10 protein-coding genes are annotated in these 16,764 nt (G+C 40.3%); 8 read left to right on the forward strand and 2 right to left on the reverse strand.

Translation table 11 applies throughout. The features are described 5' to 3' along the window. The first annotated feature begins 6 nt into the window (after positions 1–6). The 3 genes from GQR38_RS16090 to GQR38_RS16100 all read left to right on the forward strand — a co-directional run bounded on the left by GQR38_RS16090 (position 7) and on the right by GQR38_RS16100 (position 4,665). Positions 7–2,298, forward strand: coding sequence for a molybdopterin cofactor-binding domain-containing protein (locus GQR38_RS16090; protein ID WP_121955117.1), 2,292 nt, complete (start codon positions 7–9; stop codon positions 2,296–2,298). A gap of 188 nt (positions 2,299–2,486) precedes the next feature. Further along, the gene (gene moaA, locus GQR38_RS16095; protein ID WP_024593165.1) at positions 2,487–3,458 is read left to right on the forward strand and encodes a GTP 3',8-cyclase MoaA; all 972 of its coding nucleotides are present in this window, start codon (positions 2,487–2,489) and stop codon (positions 3,456–3,458) included. 169 nt (positions 3,459–3,627) lie between these two features. Beyond that, complete coding sequence (locus tag GQR38_RS16100) at positions 3,628–4,665, forward strand: GGDEF domain-containing protein (protein WP_165722568.1); 1,038 nt, start codon at positions 3,628–3,630, stop codon at positions 4,663–4,665. 10 nt (positions 4,666–4,675) lie between these two features. On the opposite strand, the gene GQR38_RS16105 is transcribed toward GQR38_RS16100, so the two are convergent. Further along, entirely contained in the window at positions 4,676–5,614 is a 939-nt protein-coding gene (locus GQR38_RS16105) for a LysR family transcriptional regulator (RefSeq protein WP_165722566.1), read from the reverse strand. 119 nt (positions 5,615–5,733) lie between these two features. On the opposite strand from GQR38_RS16105, the gene GQR38_RS16110 reads away from it, so the two are divergent. The 5 genes from GQR38_RS16110 to GQR38_RS16130 all read left to right on the forward strand — a co-directional run bounded on the left by GQR38_RS16110 (position 5,734) and on the right by GQR38_RS16130 (position 15,370). Then, positions 5,734–6,903 carry an efflux RND transporter periplasmic adaptor subunit gene (locus tag GQR38_RS16110; protein WP_010553924.1) on the forward strand — a complete coding sequence of 390 codons (1,170 nt, stop codon included), beginning with the start codon at positions 5,734–5,736 and terminating at the stop codon, positions 6,901–6,903. 9 nt (positions 6,904–6,912) lie between these two features. Then, positions 6,913–10,065, forward strand: coding sequence for a multidrug efflux RND transporter permease subunit (locus GQR38_RS16115; protein WP_007582022.1), 3,153 nt, complete (start codon positions 6,913–6,915; stop codon positions 10,063–10,065). Next, on the forward strand, positions 10,058–11,470 hold the full coding sequence (locus tag GQR38_RS16120) for a TolC family protein (RefSeq protein ID WP_101217022.1): 1,413 nt from the start codon (positions 10,058–10,060) through the stop codon (positions 11,468–11,470). The genes GQR38_RS16115 and GQR38_RS16120 overlap by 8 nt, the downstream gene beginning before the upstream one ends. Positions 11,471–11,480: 10 nt before the next feature. Further along, on the forward strand, positions 11,481–12,509 hold the full coding sequence (locus GQR38_RS16125; protein ID WP_165722564.1) for a zinc-binding dehydrogenase: 1,029 nt from the start codon (positions 11,481–11,483) through the stop codon (positions 12,507–12,509). A 605-nt stretch (positions 12,510–13,114) separates the two neighbouring features. Then, the gene (locus tag GQR38_RS16130; protein ID WP_024592148.1) at positions 13,115–15,370 is read left to right on the forward strand and encodes an acyl-CoA dehydrogenase; all 2,256 of its coding nucleotides are present in this window, start codon (positions 13,115–13,117) and stop codon (positions 15,368–15,370) included. A 189-nt stretch (positions 15,371–15,559) separates the two neighbouring features. Here GQR38_RS16130 and GQR38_RS16135 read toward each other — a convergent pair whose 3' ends face one another. Then, positions 15,560–16,528, reverse strand: coding sequence for an integron integrase (locus GQR38_RS16135; protein ID WP_165722562.1), 969 nt, complete (start codon positions 16,526–16,528; stop codon positions 15,560–15,562). Positions 16,529–16,764: the final 236 nt, after the last annotated feature.

The following is a 16,764-nucleotide window of genomic DNA, read 5'->3' on the forward strand; positions in this document are numbered from 1 at the left end:
CCGATAATGAAAAAATTATTTCAAAAAAATAGCGAAACCGTTAATTTAAATCGTCGCTCGTTTATGATTGGCACTGCTAGCGCAGGTTTAGTCATGGCGTTTGCCCCAGCGTTATTTTCGGGTTCGGTCAGTGCAAAAGAATCAATTGCGCAACAGGCTTTCTCACCCACCATTTGGTGGACTATGAGCACCGACGGCGCCGTAGAAGTAAGTATTGCAAAAGCTGAAATGGGTCAACATATTGGTACTGCTCTTGCGCGCATTGTGGCTGATGAGCTTGAATGTGATTGGGATAAAGTATCAATTACCTACGTAGATACCCATGAAAAATGGGGCTTTATGGTAACGGGTGGTTCGTGGTCTGTATTTCAAAGCTTCAAGCCATTATCTCAAGCCGGCGCTGCGGGTCGAATTGCATTAATAGAAGCCGGAGCTAAAATGCTCGGCGTGCCTGCAGACAAATGTCGTGCTGAAAAGGGCTATATTATTGCAGGCGAAAAATCGGTTAGTTATGCTGACATAGTTAAAAAAGGCGAGTTTAATCGTACATTTACCAGTGATGAAGTTGCAAACCTTCCACTAAAACCTGCTAATAAACGTCATTTAACTGGGCTTAAACAAGACTTTAAAGCGCTTGATATACCAGCCAAAACAAATGGCACCGCAGTATACGGGATAGATGTAGAAGTTGAAGGCATGCTGTACGCGCGACCAGTAATACCGCCAACCCGTTATGGCAGCACAGTAACAAACGTTGACGATAGTGCAGCAAAAGCTATTAAAGGTTACAAAGGCTATGAAATTTTAAATGACCCTAGTAACACAGTGCAAGGCTGGGTTGTTGTATTAGCTGATAGTTACCCAAGTGCCATTAAAGCAGTAGATGCTTTAAAGGTGAGTTACAAAAAGGGTGAGTCAGCAAATATATCTGAAGCTGATATTCAAAAAGAAGGTAAGCGATTATGCGAGCAACGCGACTCGGGTACTTTATTTGTTGATCAAGGCGATATAAAGAAAACTCAAGCAGACGCCAGTGAGTCGTTAGAATCAATGTATACCACAGCGACAGCAAGTCATTATCAGCTAGAGCCATTAAATGCGGTTGCAGAATTTAAAGACGGAAATTGGATTATTCATACTGGTAACCAATGGCAGTCACTTACGTTACCTGCGCTTGCTAAAGCACTTGAAATAGAACAAAACAAAGTAATTATTCGTCCTTATTATTTAGGTGGTGGTTTTGGTCGTCGATTATTTGGTGATTGGACTGTACCTGCAGCTCTAACTGCAAAAGCAGTAGGTAAACCAGTAAAGCTGGTATTTACACGAGCAGACGATAGTTTATTCGATCAGTCTCGTTCTGCATCTGCTGCAAAAATGACGGCGTCGTTTGATAAAAACGGTACTTTTACTGGTTTAGAGCATGCATTTGCTGCAGGTTGGCCTACTAAAGCTATGGCACCAGGGTTTTTATCACCGGGTGTTGATGGCAAAGGTAAATTTGATGCATTTTCGGCATCGGGCGCTGATCATTGGTATAGCATGAGCAGTCATCGTGCACGCGCTATTAATAACGAAGTTGCACAAAGCACCTTTACTCCAGGTTGGTTACGTTCAGTAGGGCCAGGTTGGATTGCTTGGAGCCTTGAGTCGTTTATTGATGAAATTGCCCATAAGCAAGGCAAAGATCCAGTTCAATTTAGAATTGAAATGTTAGACGGTAAAGGCAAGCAAGCGGGTAAAGCACCTGAGAGCGTTGGTGGAGCACTGCGCTTACGTAATGTGCTTAAAACGGTGTCTGACAAAGTAGCTTCTGTTAAATTAGCTAAAGATGAGGGCATTGGTTTTTCTGTAAGCTCAGGGCAAGAACGTACTATGCCAGCATGGCTTGCAACCGCAGCGCATGTTCACGTTAACCGTGATAGTGGTAAAATAACGCTTAAAAAGCTCTATGTTGTTGTAGATGCGGGCTTAATAGTTCACCCAGATGGCGCACTGGCGCAAATTGAAGGGTCGTTACTATGGGGCAGCAGCCTTGCATTGCATGAATCAAATACGTATAAAGATGGGCAAGTATCAGCGACTAACTTTAATACTTATTTACCACTAAGAATGCAAGATGTGCCAGATATTGACATTGAATTTTTACAAAGTGATGAGTTTCCAGTTGGTTTAGGCGAACCTGGCGTTATAGGGGTTGCTCCTGCTATTGGTAATGCTGTGTTTAATGCAGTAGGCGTGCGTTTACGTGACCTACCAATGAAGCCAAGCGAACTTAAAAAAGGCTTAGAAGCGTAAAACAAAAATAACTAAAGGGGGGTATGCTTTAAGCTGCCCCTTTTAGTTATTAAATATATTTATGTAATTATTATTTATGTATCAATAAGTAGCGTTGTTTATACCAATTTGCTTAATTAAATGATTAAGTATTATTGCAAATTGGTATTAGGTTGTTATTACTTGTTGATATTAGTTAAGGTTTATTTATGCTAATCGACCCAACAGGGCGAGAGTTTAGTTACTTACGTTTGTCTATTACTGATGTATGTAATTTTAAGTGTGTTTATTGTTTACCAGATGGTTATCAGGGCGGGCCAGACCGTGGTTTTCTCACAATTGATGAAATTAGCAACACGCTTAAAGCGTTTGCACACCATGGTATCGAAAAAGTAAGGATCACTGGCGGAGAGCCAACCCTTAGAAAAGATTTTATAGATGTTGTTCGCGCGGCAAAAGATGTCGCGGGCATAAAAAAAATTGCAATGACTACCAATGGTTTTTCTCTTCATAAGAATATTCATGACTGGGTAGATGCAGGCTTAAACGCCATTAATGTAAGCATTGATAGTTTAGATTCGCGCATGTTTAACACCATTACTGGGCATGACAAATTTACCTCAGTAATGAAAGGCATTGATACTGCGCTTGAAACGGGTATTGATTCGGTAAAAATAAACAGCGTGCTGATGAAGCAATACAACGCAAAAGAGTTTGATACATTTTTAAATTGGGTTAAACACCGTCCCGTTACCATCCGCTTTATAGAATTGATGCAAACAAACGACAACAAAGCCTTTTTTGATGCTAACCATGTTTCTGGGCAAGTTTTAAAAACTCAGTTATTACAAACGGGTTGGCAGCAAGTTGCGCGTAGTGCATCAGCAGGTCCTGCTCAAGAGTTTGCTCATCCTGATTATCAAGGCAGAATTGGTTTGATCATGCCTTACAGCAACGACTTTTGTAGTACCTGTAACCGATTAAGGGTTACAGCAAAAGGGAATCTGCACTTGTGTTTGTTTTCTGAAGAGGGTATTTCGCTAAGAGAATATATGAACGACAGTTCAAACAGCGAATTAATGGCATTGTTATCTCGTTATATTAAAACCAAAAAGCCAACTCACCTTTTACACCAAGGTAATACAGGTATTACTACTAATTTATCCATGTTAGGTGGCTAGTTGTTAAAGCCACTTAGTGATATTAAAGCATCAAACGTGTTTCTGAAATACACTACATTATCCCTAAAATGTAAATAACTGGTTGTATCTACATGGTTTTATATCAACAAAGCTTGTTAAATTGTATTTTCACGTTAAACTTACTTTTTATTTTTATTAAGTGATTAGAATGGATATCGCGGCTCTTAATAGCACTAAATCATTAAGAAAGGACGTCCTGAGAGGGATGTGTCTTTGTTTTGGTTTTTTATCGGTAGGATTTGCGGGATTTAATTTAACCGTAAATAACTTTCCATTGCTTGGCTATATCGAAATCTGTTTTTCTATTTATTGTATATTTACTTATATTTCACTTATACGCCGTCCACTACAGTTTTGGCAATCCTTAATAATGTGTGTACTTATAACGCTAATTGTTATTTTAGGTACATCCTTAGCATCGCCTCGTAATGGTGTGTTTGTATGGTCATTTGCATTACCTATTTTGTACTACCTTTTATTAGGTAAACAATATGGTGTAATTTTCTCTGCAAATTTATTAGTTATCCAAGTGTTTATTTTAGGGAGTAAGTCTACACTTGCCCCCTTTGAAACTTTTAACTTATCCCTTAATTTAATCTGTGCTTATTTAAGTATTTGGGCGATTTCTCATGTTTTTGAAGGGAGCCGCTCACATTTTTCAAAGCGCCTTAAAAATTTAGCGTTACTTGATCCGTTAACGGGTGCAGGTAATCGCCTTTCAATGAACCACTATTTTGAAGTTGAACTACAAGATAAGTCACAGTTATATTTGTTTTTACTCGATTTAGACTTTTTTAAGCAGATAAATGATGAGCATGGCCATGGTGTCGGTGACCAAGTACTTATCGAAGTGGCCACTTTACTAAGAGTTGTGCTTGGTAGAGGGTATGTATTTAGAGTAGGCGGTGAAGAGTTTGCTTTATTTAGCTCTTTTGCAAATGAAGAGGCTGCACTTAATACCGCTGAACAAATAAGAGCACGCTTTGAAAATACCACATTTGACATTGACGGCCTTGCAATTAATGTTACAACCAGTATTGGTGTTGCAAAATTTAAAAGTACTAATTCATTGGAAAGCTTTGTAAACCAAGCAGATAAACAGTTATATAAAGCAAAACAATTTGGCCGCAATAAAGTGTATTGTAAGTTTAAAAAAGAACACGACCGTGAGGCGGTAGTTGCTTAAGCAGGGTTACTTAATACATTTGCTCAAAATTGGGGATCCCGTTTTCCCAAATCGGTTTATCTTTTCCTAAATGCTCGCGCACAGCATCAAAAAACAACCGGGTCCTCACTGGTAAATCTCGGTGCGGATATACGGCATACATCGCACTAAACTCCATCAGTTTTACATCGGTCAATAAAGGCACTAGCTTACCTTGTATTATTTCATCACCAATAATAAATGCAGGGGCAACAAAGTAAGTTGTTCCCGATAATGTTTTCATTAACAATGACTCGGCATCATTAGCACGAAACACACTTTTTATTTTTTGCTCGCAGCGTTCACCTTTACTATCGTAGTAATCTATAGCTTCTACTCGAATAGAATTACTGGCATAGCTTGCTGCTGGTAATTGCGCTAACTCTTCGATTGTTTTTGGCATACCGTAAGTTTCAATAAACTGCGGTGCAGCTAAAATTAATAATCGGTTACGCGCTATTTTACGTGCAATAAGTGACGAATCTTTAGGCTCACCTACACGAAAAGCCAAATCAAATCCTTCAGAGACTATATCTACTAATCTATCGTCTAAACGCAGTTCAACTTCTACTTGAGGAAAGCGTTTTTGAAAATCATTAAGTACAGGTTGTAAATAACGACGACCAATAAGTGTTGAGGAAGTGATTTTTAATACGCCACGCGGTTCTAAATGGTAGTTTTCGGCCATGCGTACGGTTTCGCCGAGCAGCTCTCTAAGCTCAGCGGCTTTTTTGATCATTTCGGCACCCGCCGCTGTGAGCGAAAATGAACGCGTGGTTCGGTTAAGTAACCTAACGCCTAACTCATCCTCTAAACGGCTAATTTGTTTAGATATAACAGAGCGATCTATGTTGCGTATTTCTGCAGCTTTTGCAAAAGAGCCTTGCTCAACCACTTCAAGTAACATTAAAAGTCGACTTGTTGTATCCATTATTACACCTTAACTAATCTATTGATGCCATTTTGGCATTAATGAATTTAAAAATCTATGGTTTTTACACACGGGTTTAATCCGTATTATGCGAGGCTAATCAACAATGGAGCGTCTTCATGAACAAACATCTAATTGCTGCTGCACTTACTGCGGCATCTTTAACACTTGCGGGTTGTGCTGATGAGAGCACAGCTCAATCAGCACCTGCACAGCAACTTCAACCAATTGATGTAGCACAGGTGCTTGTTAAGCCGGTACAAAGCTGGCACACATATACAACTCGTTTAGAGTCTCCACAAGAAGTTGCTTTAATGCCGCGTGTATCGGGAATCATCGATAGCATTGAATTTAAAGAAGGCGATGTGGTTAAAGAAGGGGATGTTTTATTTCAATTAGATGCTCGTCCATTTGCTGCTGTGGTTGCTAGCTTAAAAGCGCAAATCAACAGTGCAGAAGCTGCCTTAGAGCAAGCTAAAAGTGAAGACAAACGTGCGGTACGCTTATTAGACCGTAAGGCAATTTCTACTGAGCAAGCACAAGCGCGTACTTCAACACTACGCCAACGCGAAGCACAGCTTTCTGCACTGCAAGCACAACTTACTTCAGCAGAGCTTGATTTAGAGTTTACGTCAGTAGTATCACCAATTGATGGCATTATTTCTCGCGCAAATATTACCAAAGGTAATAACATACTTGCGGGTCAAAGCGTATTAACGTCAATTGTTTCAAACCAAGCTATGTACGCTTATTTTGATGTTGATGAACGCACATGGAATAGCTCTTTTAATGATGTTACTGCTGCGAGCCACCAAACTGTTGTAATGCAAAAAGTGGGTCAAAGCGATTTTGCATACAAAGGCTACATTAACTTTATTGATAACCAAATTAATTCATCAACAGGTACATTACGCGTACGTGCGGTATTTAATGAAGACAGCAACCAATTACGCGCAGGCTCGTTTGCACGTATTAAGCTTGCAGCCAACTCTATTAGCGACGCGATTATTATCCCAGAACGTGCAATTGGTACCGACTTAAAAAATCGTTTTGTATTAACGGTTGGCGAAAACAACGTACTTGAATACAAACTTATCACTACTGGTGAGCGTTACGGTGCATTACGTGCGGTTACATCGGGCCTTAACGAAGGTGATGTTATTGCTGTAAATGGCCCAGCTCGCGTAGGCCCTGGTATGCCAATCTCTCCGCAAACAGTAACAATTGATACAAGTGGTGTGGCATTTACATTGTTAAATGACAACGCACAACTTGTGGCTAAGCAATAAGGTTTATTGATGAAATTCTCGCATTTCTTTATACAGCGTCCAATATTTGCGGCCATGCTGTCATTGGTTATTTTAATTGCTGGTGGTATATCACTATTCCAATTACCAGTTAGTGAATACCCAGAAGTAGTTCCTCCAACAGTTGTTGTTACCGCTAACTACCCAGGTGCTAACCCTACCGTTATTGCGCAAACAGTGGCAACACCGCTGGAGCAAGAAATTAACGGTACTGAAAACATGTTATATATGTTTTCGCAAGGTACCAGTGATGGCCGCATGACATTAACGGTAACTTTTGCGTTAGGTACCGATTTAGACCGTGCCCAAGTACAAGTACAAAACCGTGTAAACAGTGCACTTCCGCGTTTGCCAGAAGAAGTACAACGTTTAGGTGTTGTGGCTGAAAAGTCATCACCAGATTTAACCATGGTAGTGCATTTATACTCACCTGAAAAAACGCACGACACAGCGTACTTATCTAACTATGCCGATTTAAACATTAAAGATGAAATTGCGCGCTTACCAGGCGTAGGTGATATTCGCATGTTTGGTGCTGGCAAATACTCAATGCGAGTATGGCTAAACCCAGATGCACTTGCTGCACGCGAATTAACAGCAACAGATGTAGTAACAGCACTTCGCTCGCAAAACCAGCAAGTTGCTGCAGGTAGCTTAGGTGCGCAACCAATTTCAAACGACAGTCAATTTCAAATATTGTTAAACGTTAAAGGTCGTTTAAACAGTATTGAAGAATTTGAACAAGTTATTATTAAAGTAGGCGACGAAGGTCAGTTAACGCGTTTATCTGATATAGCCCGTGTTGATTTAGGCCAAGACACTTACGCACTGCGTGCTGAGCTTGATAACCAACCAGCTCTTGCAATGCCAATATTCCAACGCCCAGGTTCAAACGCTATTGAGCTTTCTGATCAAGTACGCGAAACAATGGCGCGCTTATCTAAAGATTTCCCTACTGGTGTTGAATACGACATTGTGTACGACCCTACGGTATTTGTTCGCGGCTCAATTGACGCGGTAATTGCAACGTTGCTTGAAGCAATTGTGCTGGTAGTTATTGTTGTTATTGTATTTTTACAAACCTGGCGAGCATCAATTATTCCGCTAATTGCTGTGCCTATTTCGCTCATTGGTACGTTTGCCGTAATGCAGTGGTTAGGTGTCTCAATTAATACCTTGTCGTTGTTTGGTTTAGTATTGGCCATAGGTATTGTTGTAGATGATGCGATTGTAGTTGTTGAAAACGTAGAGCGTAATATTGAAAAAGGCTTATCGCCACTTGAAGCAACCCGCGTTGCAATGAGTGAAGTAACAGGCCCTATTATTGCCATTGCGCTAGTACTAAGTGCTGTATTTATTCCTACTGCGTTTATTACCGGTTTATCAGGTCAATTTTATAAGCAATTTGCACTTACAATTACAATTTCGACGATTATCTCAGCGTTTAACTCACTAACGTTATCGCCTGCGCTTGCTGCATTGTTATTAAAATCGCATGATGCAAAACCAGATGCATTTACGCGTTTACTTAATAAATTGTTTGGTCGTTGGTTGTTTAAACCATTTAACCGCGTATTTAATCGTGGTGCTAAAGGTTACGAAAAACTGGTACAAAAACTAATTCGTATGACCGTTGTTGTAATGGTGGCTTACATTGCACTTGTTGGCGGCACAATTAAGTTATTTGATACCGTACCAGGTGGCTTTATTCCACAGCAAGATAAACAGTATTTAGTGGCTATTGCGCAGTTACCTGACGCATCAAGCCTTGATCGTACTGAAGATGTACTTGCTCAAATGCAGCAAATTGCATTAGAAGTACCAGGCGTTGCACATACTGTTGCTTTTCCTGGCTTATCAGTGAACGGTTTTACAAATAGCCCTAACAGCGGCATTGTATTTACACCACTTGAAAGCTTTGATAAACGTACCGACCCAAGCCAATCAGCGATGGCGATAGCGGCGCAGTTGAATAAACGTTTTGCCGCCATTGATGAGGCATTTGTAGCGGTATTTCCACCGCCGCCAATTCAAGGTTTAGGCACAACAGGTGGTTTTAAACTGCAAATAGAAGACAGAGCTAATAAAGGGTTTGAAGCACTATTTAATAGTCTGCAGGCCGTAATTACTAAAGCGCAACAAGATCCAGCATTAATGGGCCTGTACTCAAGTTTCCGTATCCAAGTTCCACAAATGGATATTGATATTGACCGTGAGCAAGCGCTTATTCAAGGTATTCCACTTGATGAAGTATTTAATGCACTGCAAATTTACTTAGGTTCTGTGTACGTAAATGACTTTAATATGTTTGGCCGTACGTACCAAGTAAATGCACAGGCCGATGCTGACTATCGCTTAGACCCTGATCAAATACTTAATTTAAAAGTACGTAACCGCTCAGGTAATATGGTGCCACTAGGCTCTGTATTAACGGTAACTCCAACAATTGGTCCTGACCGTGTTATGCATTACAACGGTTACCCAAGTGCAGAACTAAATGGCAGCCCAGCGCCAGGTTATAGCTCTGATCAAGCACAAGTTGCTATTGAAAAAGTACTCGCAGACACACTACCAACAGGTATTGAATATGAGTGGACTGAAGTAACGTACCAACAAGTACTTGCCGGTAACACCATGGTTTATGTATTCCCGTTAGTTGTATTACTTGTATTTATGGTACTTGCAGCGCAGTACGAGAGCTTACGTTTACCACTGGCAATTATATTAATTGTACCAATGACTATTTTCTCAGCCTTGTTAGGTGTGTGGTTTGTTGGCTCTGACAACAACATATTCACCCAAATAGCGTTAATAGTTCTGGTCGCGTTGGCCTCTAAAAATGCAATATTGATGGTTGAATTTGCAAAAGATAGACACGACTCAGGCTTATCGCACTTAGAGGCAATACTTGAGGCATGTCGTATGCGCTTGCGCCCAATATTAATGACCTCAATTGCATTTACAGCAGGTGTTGTACCGTTAGTACTTGCCACCGGTGCAGGCGCCGAAATGCGACACGCAATGGGTAACGCAGTATTCTCAGGGATGATAGGTGTAACCGTGTTTGGTCTATTATTCACGCCGGTATTTTATATGTTAGTGACTAACAAAAAAGAGAAAGCGCAGGAGAATACTCATGACTAAATTAATGCAAAAAAGACTTAAAACAAGTCTGACTGCCAGTGCGGTATTAGTCGCTGCGTTTTTAGCCGGGTGTGCGAGTAAAATAGACACCATGAGCGAGCAAAAAGCCGTTAACGAATTTGTTGCCAAAGCTAATATTGCTAGTAACGTTAGCGTTGCTGATGAAACAAACTGGTGGAAAAAGCTTAATTCTGATCAACTAAATGAGCTTGTTACTGGTGCGCTTGCAAATAACTATAATTTGCAAACAAGCCAGCTAACACTTAAAAGTGCATTAGCGCGACTAGGAGAGCAAAAAGCCCAATACCTACCGCAAGGGGGCGTAAATGTTGGCGCAGCTCGAAGCGATGCACCAAGCGTGTTTGACCGCCAATCAAGTGCAAATGTTGCACTTGATTGGCAGCTAGATTTATTTGGTCGCATAACAGCGTTGGTTGATGCTGCAAATGCATCAGCCATGAGCCAAGCAGAGCAAGTACGCTTATTACAAATTGAAGTAGTTTCGTCAGTCGTTAAAGGCTTTGTAAGTTATCAAGGGAATGTTGAAAAACAACACATTGTTACGCTACAAATTGAAGCGCTTGAGCAAAGTATTGACGTTCTTCAAGCCCGTGTTGACGAAGGCGTAGCAAACGAACTTGATTTAAACCGTACGATGGCGCAGCTTAGACAGCAACAAGCACTAATGCCTGCCATTGAATATGCAAAATACAGCGATTTATCTGCTCTTGCAGTACTAAGCGGTAAGTTAGCGCAAAATATTGCTATTGAAAACGAGCAAGGCGTGCTTGAACGTGACTTTAGCGTAGCACTAAAAAACGCTAATAATGCCATTGCCTTACGTCCAGATATTAGCCGTGCACTGTTTGACTTTAGCCAAGCAAATAGCTTAAGTGTTGCAGCTAGCAAAGCGTTATTACCAGATATTAGCTTATCTGCATTTGCAGGGGTTGTGAGTATAGATAGCACAGGCTTAAAAAATACCGACCAACAGTGGCAAGTAGCGCCGCAATTGCAATGGTCGTTATTAAGCTACCCAGCATTATTAGCACAGCGCGACGCGCAGCAGTTTTTAAGTGAAGCCGCTTACAGCGATTATCAACAAGTAGTATTAACTGCACTAAGTGAAAGTGAACTTTCACTGCAATTGTTGGTCAATCAAGCACAGCAAAAACGCTTTGCCGATGAGCGCTATGACTTTGCTAATAAAGCATTTTTACAAGCACAAGCAATGTACGAAGAAGGTCAAATTCCTTATCTTGAGTTGTTAGATGCGCGCCAGGATGTTTTAATAGCACAAGAAAATGCTGTTGAAACAACAATTTCTTCACTGCTTGCCAAAGTAAATGCTTACCAGTCATTTAATGGCCAATGGAGTTATGCGTTAAACGACACTAATAAGTAGAGTTATATTGATGCCAAATACTGAAAATTTACATGAATACATTATCCCGCAAACAATGCGCGCTATTGTACTGCCAGAACCAAATGAAGCAATTGACTTAGCGGATGCTGAGCTGCCTGTTCCTATTTGTGCAGATAACGAGCTGCTTGTAAAAGTAGAGTACGTTGGTTTAAATCCAGTTGATGGTCAATTTGCTAAAACAGGCTTTTGTAAATGGCAGTATCCACACATTTTAGGCTTAGATGCCGTAGGTGTTGTGGTTAAAGCTAATAAAGGTGTGTTTCCAAATGTTGGCCAGCGCGTTATGTGGCATGCCAACATTGGTGAGCAAGGTGCTTTGAGCGAGTACACCAAAGTACCTAACTTTGCAGTGTCGGTTGTGCCAAGCGGTTTAAATCCGGCCATTGCAGCAACACTTCCATGCGCCGGTATGGCAGCACTTATTAGCTTAGATAAAATAGGCATTAGTGAAGGCGATACTATTTTTATTGAAGGCGGAGCCGGAGCGGTAGGGCAGTTTGCTATTCAATATGCAAAACAGCGTGGTGCAGACGTATTTACCACAGCATCAAAGCGTAACCATAAATTGGTTAAGCAGCTAGGTGCTGATGTGGTTTTTGACTATAGCGATAAAAAGCTATGCGAAAAAATCCGCAGAGAACTTGGCCCACAAGGTTTTGACGCGGTTATTGATACGATAGGTGGTGAGTGTACTCAGCGTAATATTGAGTTAATGCGTTTTTGCGGACGTATTGCCTGCTTAAATCCACTCCCTTGTTTTGATCAAGACTTAATGTATCACCGAGCGCCTAATATTAGCGTAGTATCAATTGGTGGTGCATGGCTTGCTAATAGTTTATGTGCACAACAACGTTTGAGTTTTATGGGCAACTTGTTACTTGAAGGCGCTGTTAGTGGCGACATTAAACACCCAGAAATAACGCCCGTAGATTTTAGTGCTGAGTCAGTATCGCAAGCGCTTAATAAACAACTTGCTGGTGGTTTTACCGGCAAGCAAGTTGTTAAAGTTGCTAAGTGAAGCGCTTATACAATTTGATTTAAATTTAAGTAGCTTTAGCTAGATTAACTGATAATGTAGCCTCTACAAATTGAATAAAAACGTAGCCTATTTGTGCTGCGTTTTTTTATGCCCATAAAAAAATAGATACAGCGCTAGGGTCTGTTGATCTTTCAAGGTTGAATTTGCAGCAGTCTGTTTGGTATTTAGGCAAGGCAGAGCCTATGTAGTGTGGTTATTCCCCATAAATGGGCGATAACGTAGCATTAATGCCAAACAGGCGCTGCCCAAAGGGTTCTTCCTAGGGGCTATTTACTCTTTGTTGCTCGGTTTTTACTTAGCCCACTAGGTTACAAACCTCGCGCCGCGATTAAATAGCCCCTAGTTTGAACAAATTTTAATCCGCAAAAATCAACAGACCCTAGAGCTTTTGCTGTTTTATTCATCATTTTAGTTAAAATACTTTTTTTCAGCGTACAGCTGTAAGCCTTTGTGTTTCAACAGTTTACGTTCAGGTAAAGAAAATAAATTGAAAAAACTGTTAATTAATTGAATAGAGTAATTGATCTAAACGATTTTTTATGACGTAATGTAGGTATTATTTAGCTGGTCGGATGAGTTCAATCATGAGTTTACGTACAAAACTAAAAAAAGTATTACCAAGTATTTCTATCACAGAACAAGAAGCGCTAGACGCGGGTGATGTATGGCTTGAAGGTTCTATCTACCAAGGTAAACCTGATTTCAGTGCACTTCGCGACGTACCTGCTGCTACATTAAGCGCAGACGAGCAAGCATTCTTAGACGGTCCAGTAAAAGAACTACTGGGCATGATTGACGATTCAGTGATTCAAAACGGCATTCATTTACCAAATGACATCTTAGAATTCTTGAAAAAAGAGCGTTTTTTCTCGCTTATCATTCCTAAGTCGTTTGGTGGTTTAGAGTTTAGCCCTTATGCAAACTCTACTATTGTTGGCACAATTGCGACTAAAAGCTCAGCAGTTGCGGTAACCGTAATGGTTCCTAACTCGTTAGGCCCGGGTGAGCTATTACTTCACTTTGGTACGCAAGAACAACAAGCACATTACCTACCACGCCTAGCAAATGGTACAGATATTCCATGTTTTGCATTAACAAGCCCAGAAGCGGGTTCTGATGCAGGTGGCATTCCAGACATTGGTACAGTTACTAAAGGCATGTATAAAGGCGAAGAAGTACTTGGCCTTGAAATCACATGGGACAAGCGCTACATAACGCTTGCACCTATTGCTACTGTACTTGGTTTAGCCTTTAAAGTAATGGACCCTGATGGTTTATTAGGTGGTAAAGAAAGCTTAGGTATTACCTGTGCACTTATTCCAAAAGAGCACCCAGGTGTAGAGCTTGGTAATCGTCACGACCCAATGGGTATTCGTTTTTACAACGGTACTACACGTGGTAACAAAGTATTTGTACCAATGGACTTTGTTATTGGTGGACAGAAAAATATCGGCCGTGGTTGGCAAATGCTGGTTAGTTGTTTAGGTGCTGGCCGTGGTATTTCATTACCTGCACTAGGTGTTAGTACAGCACAAGTTGCATTTAAATCAGCATCTGAGTACGCAGCAGTGCGTGAACAGTTTGGTTTAGCCATTGGCCAGTTTGAAGGTATTCAAGAAAAACTAGCTGACATTGCAGGTAAAACATACCTACAAGAAGCAATGCGCGTACTTACAACTGAAGGCTTAGGCATGGGCTTAAAACCATCAGTAGTAACCGCAATCGCTAAATACCACATGACAGAGCTTGGTCGCGACGTGCTTGATTCAGCAATGGATATTCAAGCGGGTAAAGCGATTCAAAACGGTCCACAAAATACATTAGCAAGTGGTTATGTTGCTCAGCCGATTGCCATTACGGTAGAAGGCGCGAATATTCTTACACGTAACCTAATGATCTTTGGTCAAGGTGTTATGCGTTGTCACCCATATTTACAATCTATGGTTGAGTCAATTCACAGCGAAGACAAAGGCGCAGATAAAGAATTTAACGGTATTTTACGTAAAACAATTGGTTACAGCACAGCAAACAGCTTACGTGCTTTCCGCCTAGGGGTTTTACCATTTACAGCAAGTGCTAATTCTGAATTACCAGAAGTACGCGACTATGAAAAAGCAGTACATAAATTATCTGCAAAACTTGCAGTGTACGCAGACTTTTCGTTACTTGTACTTGGCGGTAAGTTAAAACAAGCAGAAATGCTATCGGCACGTTTAGGCGATGTAATGAGCTTCTTATATGCAGCTATGGCATCAATTAAATACTACGAGCAAAAAGTATCAAGTAGTGACCGTGAGCAAGCAGCGCCGTATTTCCATTACGCGACTCGTTTTGCACTACAAAGTGCTGAAGAAGCATTGCATAAGTTTTTAGATAACTTCCCTGCAAGTGGTACACGTAAGTTTATTCGTTTCATTACAATGAACTACTCAACTAAAATGCCAAAAATTAGCGATGATTTAATCCGCGAACTAGCTAAGCAAGCTCAGCTAGATACCGCATTTAAAGCGCAAATTACGCATTTAGTTAAACCAGTAGTAGGCGATGGTCATCATATTAATGAGCAAGCTTACAAAGCTAAAATGGCATCACTTGGCGAGCTGGCTAAAGTTAAAAAAGCACTACGTGCTAAAGTAATTAAACCAGGTATACGCTTTAACATCACGCTTGATAACGCACTAGCGGCAAACGTAATCACGCAAGCTGAACACGTTCAGTTAATTGATTACAACATCAAACGTGAAAAAGCGATTCGTGTAGATGAGTTCGATTTTGATATGAATCTACTAGACGATAACGCACAGCCGATTAACCCGCTTAAAAGTGTAGTTAATCAGTAAGTTAAAGTAATTAAATTCAATGATGCAAAGCGCCCGCAGTATCGGCGCTTTTATTGTTGAGTAAAAAATTAGTGTGGAGCCCCGCTTATGTAAAAACAAGCGGGGCTTTTTTATGTTTTTAAAATGGAAATAGATGACGGTATTGGTCTTAAAGCGAATATGTATGCGTAGAGGATTAAAAAGAGACGCTTATAATCTTGAAAAAGGGCTAACAACCCCGTTAGCACCTTGCTGTAGTACATGGGTATAAATTTGTGTAGTTTTAACATCAGAATGGCCAAGCTGAGCTTGAACAGTTCTTATATCGGCGCCACTTTGCAGTAGATGAGTAGCAAAAGAGTGTCTCAATGTATGAGGTGTTATTATTTTTGTTAACCCTGATTTTTGGACGGCTTTTTTAATCTCTTTTCTAATACAAGAGTGATGAAAATGATGTCGCCTTATTTCACCACTTTGAGGATCTGAACTTAATATATGAGAAGGAAATAAATATTGCCACGCAAGCGATTTTGCGGCACTTGGATATTTTTTTGTTAAAGCATATGGCATCCATACGCCAGAATATTCCGTATTATTTAAATCCAGTCTTAAATAGTCATCAACGTTCAAAATTTGATTTCTCAGCATAGGAATTAGCTCTGTGGCCAGCGTAACAATGCGGTGTTTATTACCTTTTCCATTCCATACTTGAATGCATTTATAATCAAAATCAATATCTTTTACTCTTAATTGCACTGCTTCCATCACTCTTAAGCCACTTCCATACATGAGGGCTGCAATTAAATAATAGCGCTTATTTAAATGAGCCATCAACATTTTAACTTCCTCTGGGGTCATCACTACAGGGAGCTTTGCTGGTTTTTTACTACGGGCAAAATTTAAATTTAATGAGAGTTCTTTTTTTATTATGTGCTTGTATAAAAATGACAATGAATTGAGTGCGGTGGCTTGCGTACGTGGTGCAACGTTTTGCTTTAACACTAAATGTTCTAAGTAGCGTTCGACTTCATTGTCCCCCATTGAGGCGGGATGGCGTTTATTATGAAAATGGATATAAGATGCAATCCATCTTAGGTAGGTATCTACGGTGCGTAATGAATACTGACGTACCAACATATAATCGGCTATATAATTTAAAAATGGGGAACGTGTTTTCATACTATTACCAATAATGGCGCTGTTTTTATATACAGTATAGTTGTGATGCACACATATTCAAGAAAATGAGCGGCGAGCGCATTTTCTCTTTTATTGAGAGTTTGAATGCTAATAAAAATTATATATAGCAATGTGTTAAGTTATTTGGTAAAAATGATTTATAAAATACATGAGCGTATCGTTGGCAGAAATATGCGCGATGAGCGCACTATTAAATTGTTGAACTAAGCCGCTAC

It is taken from the genome of Pseudoalteromonas sp. c7(2019), assembly GCF_011378625.1.
Classification (GTDB): Bacteria; Pseudomonadota; Gammaproteobacteria; order Enterobacterales; family Alteromonadaceae; genus Pseudoalteromonas; species Pseudoalteromonas arctica.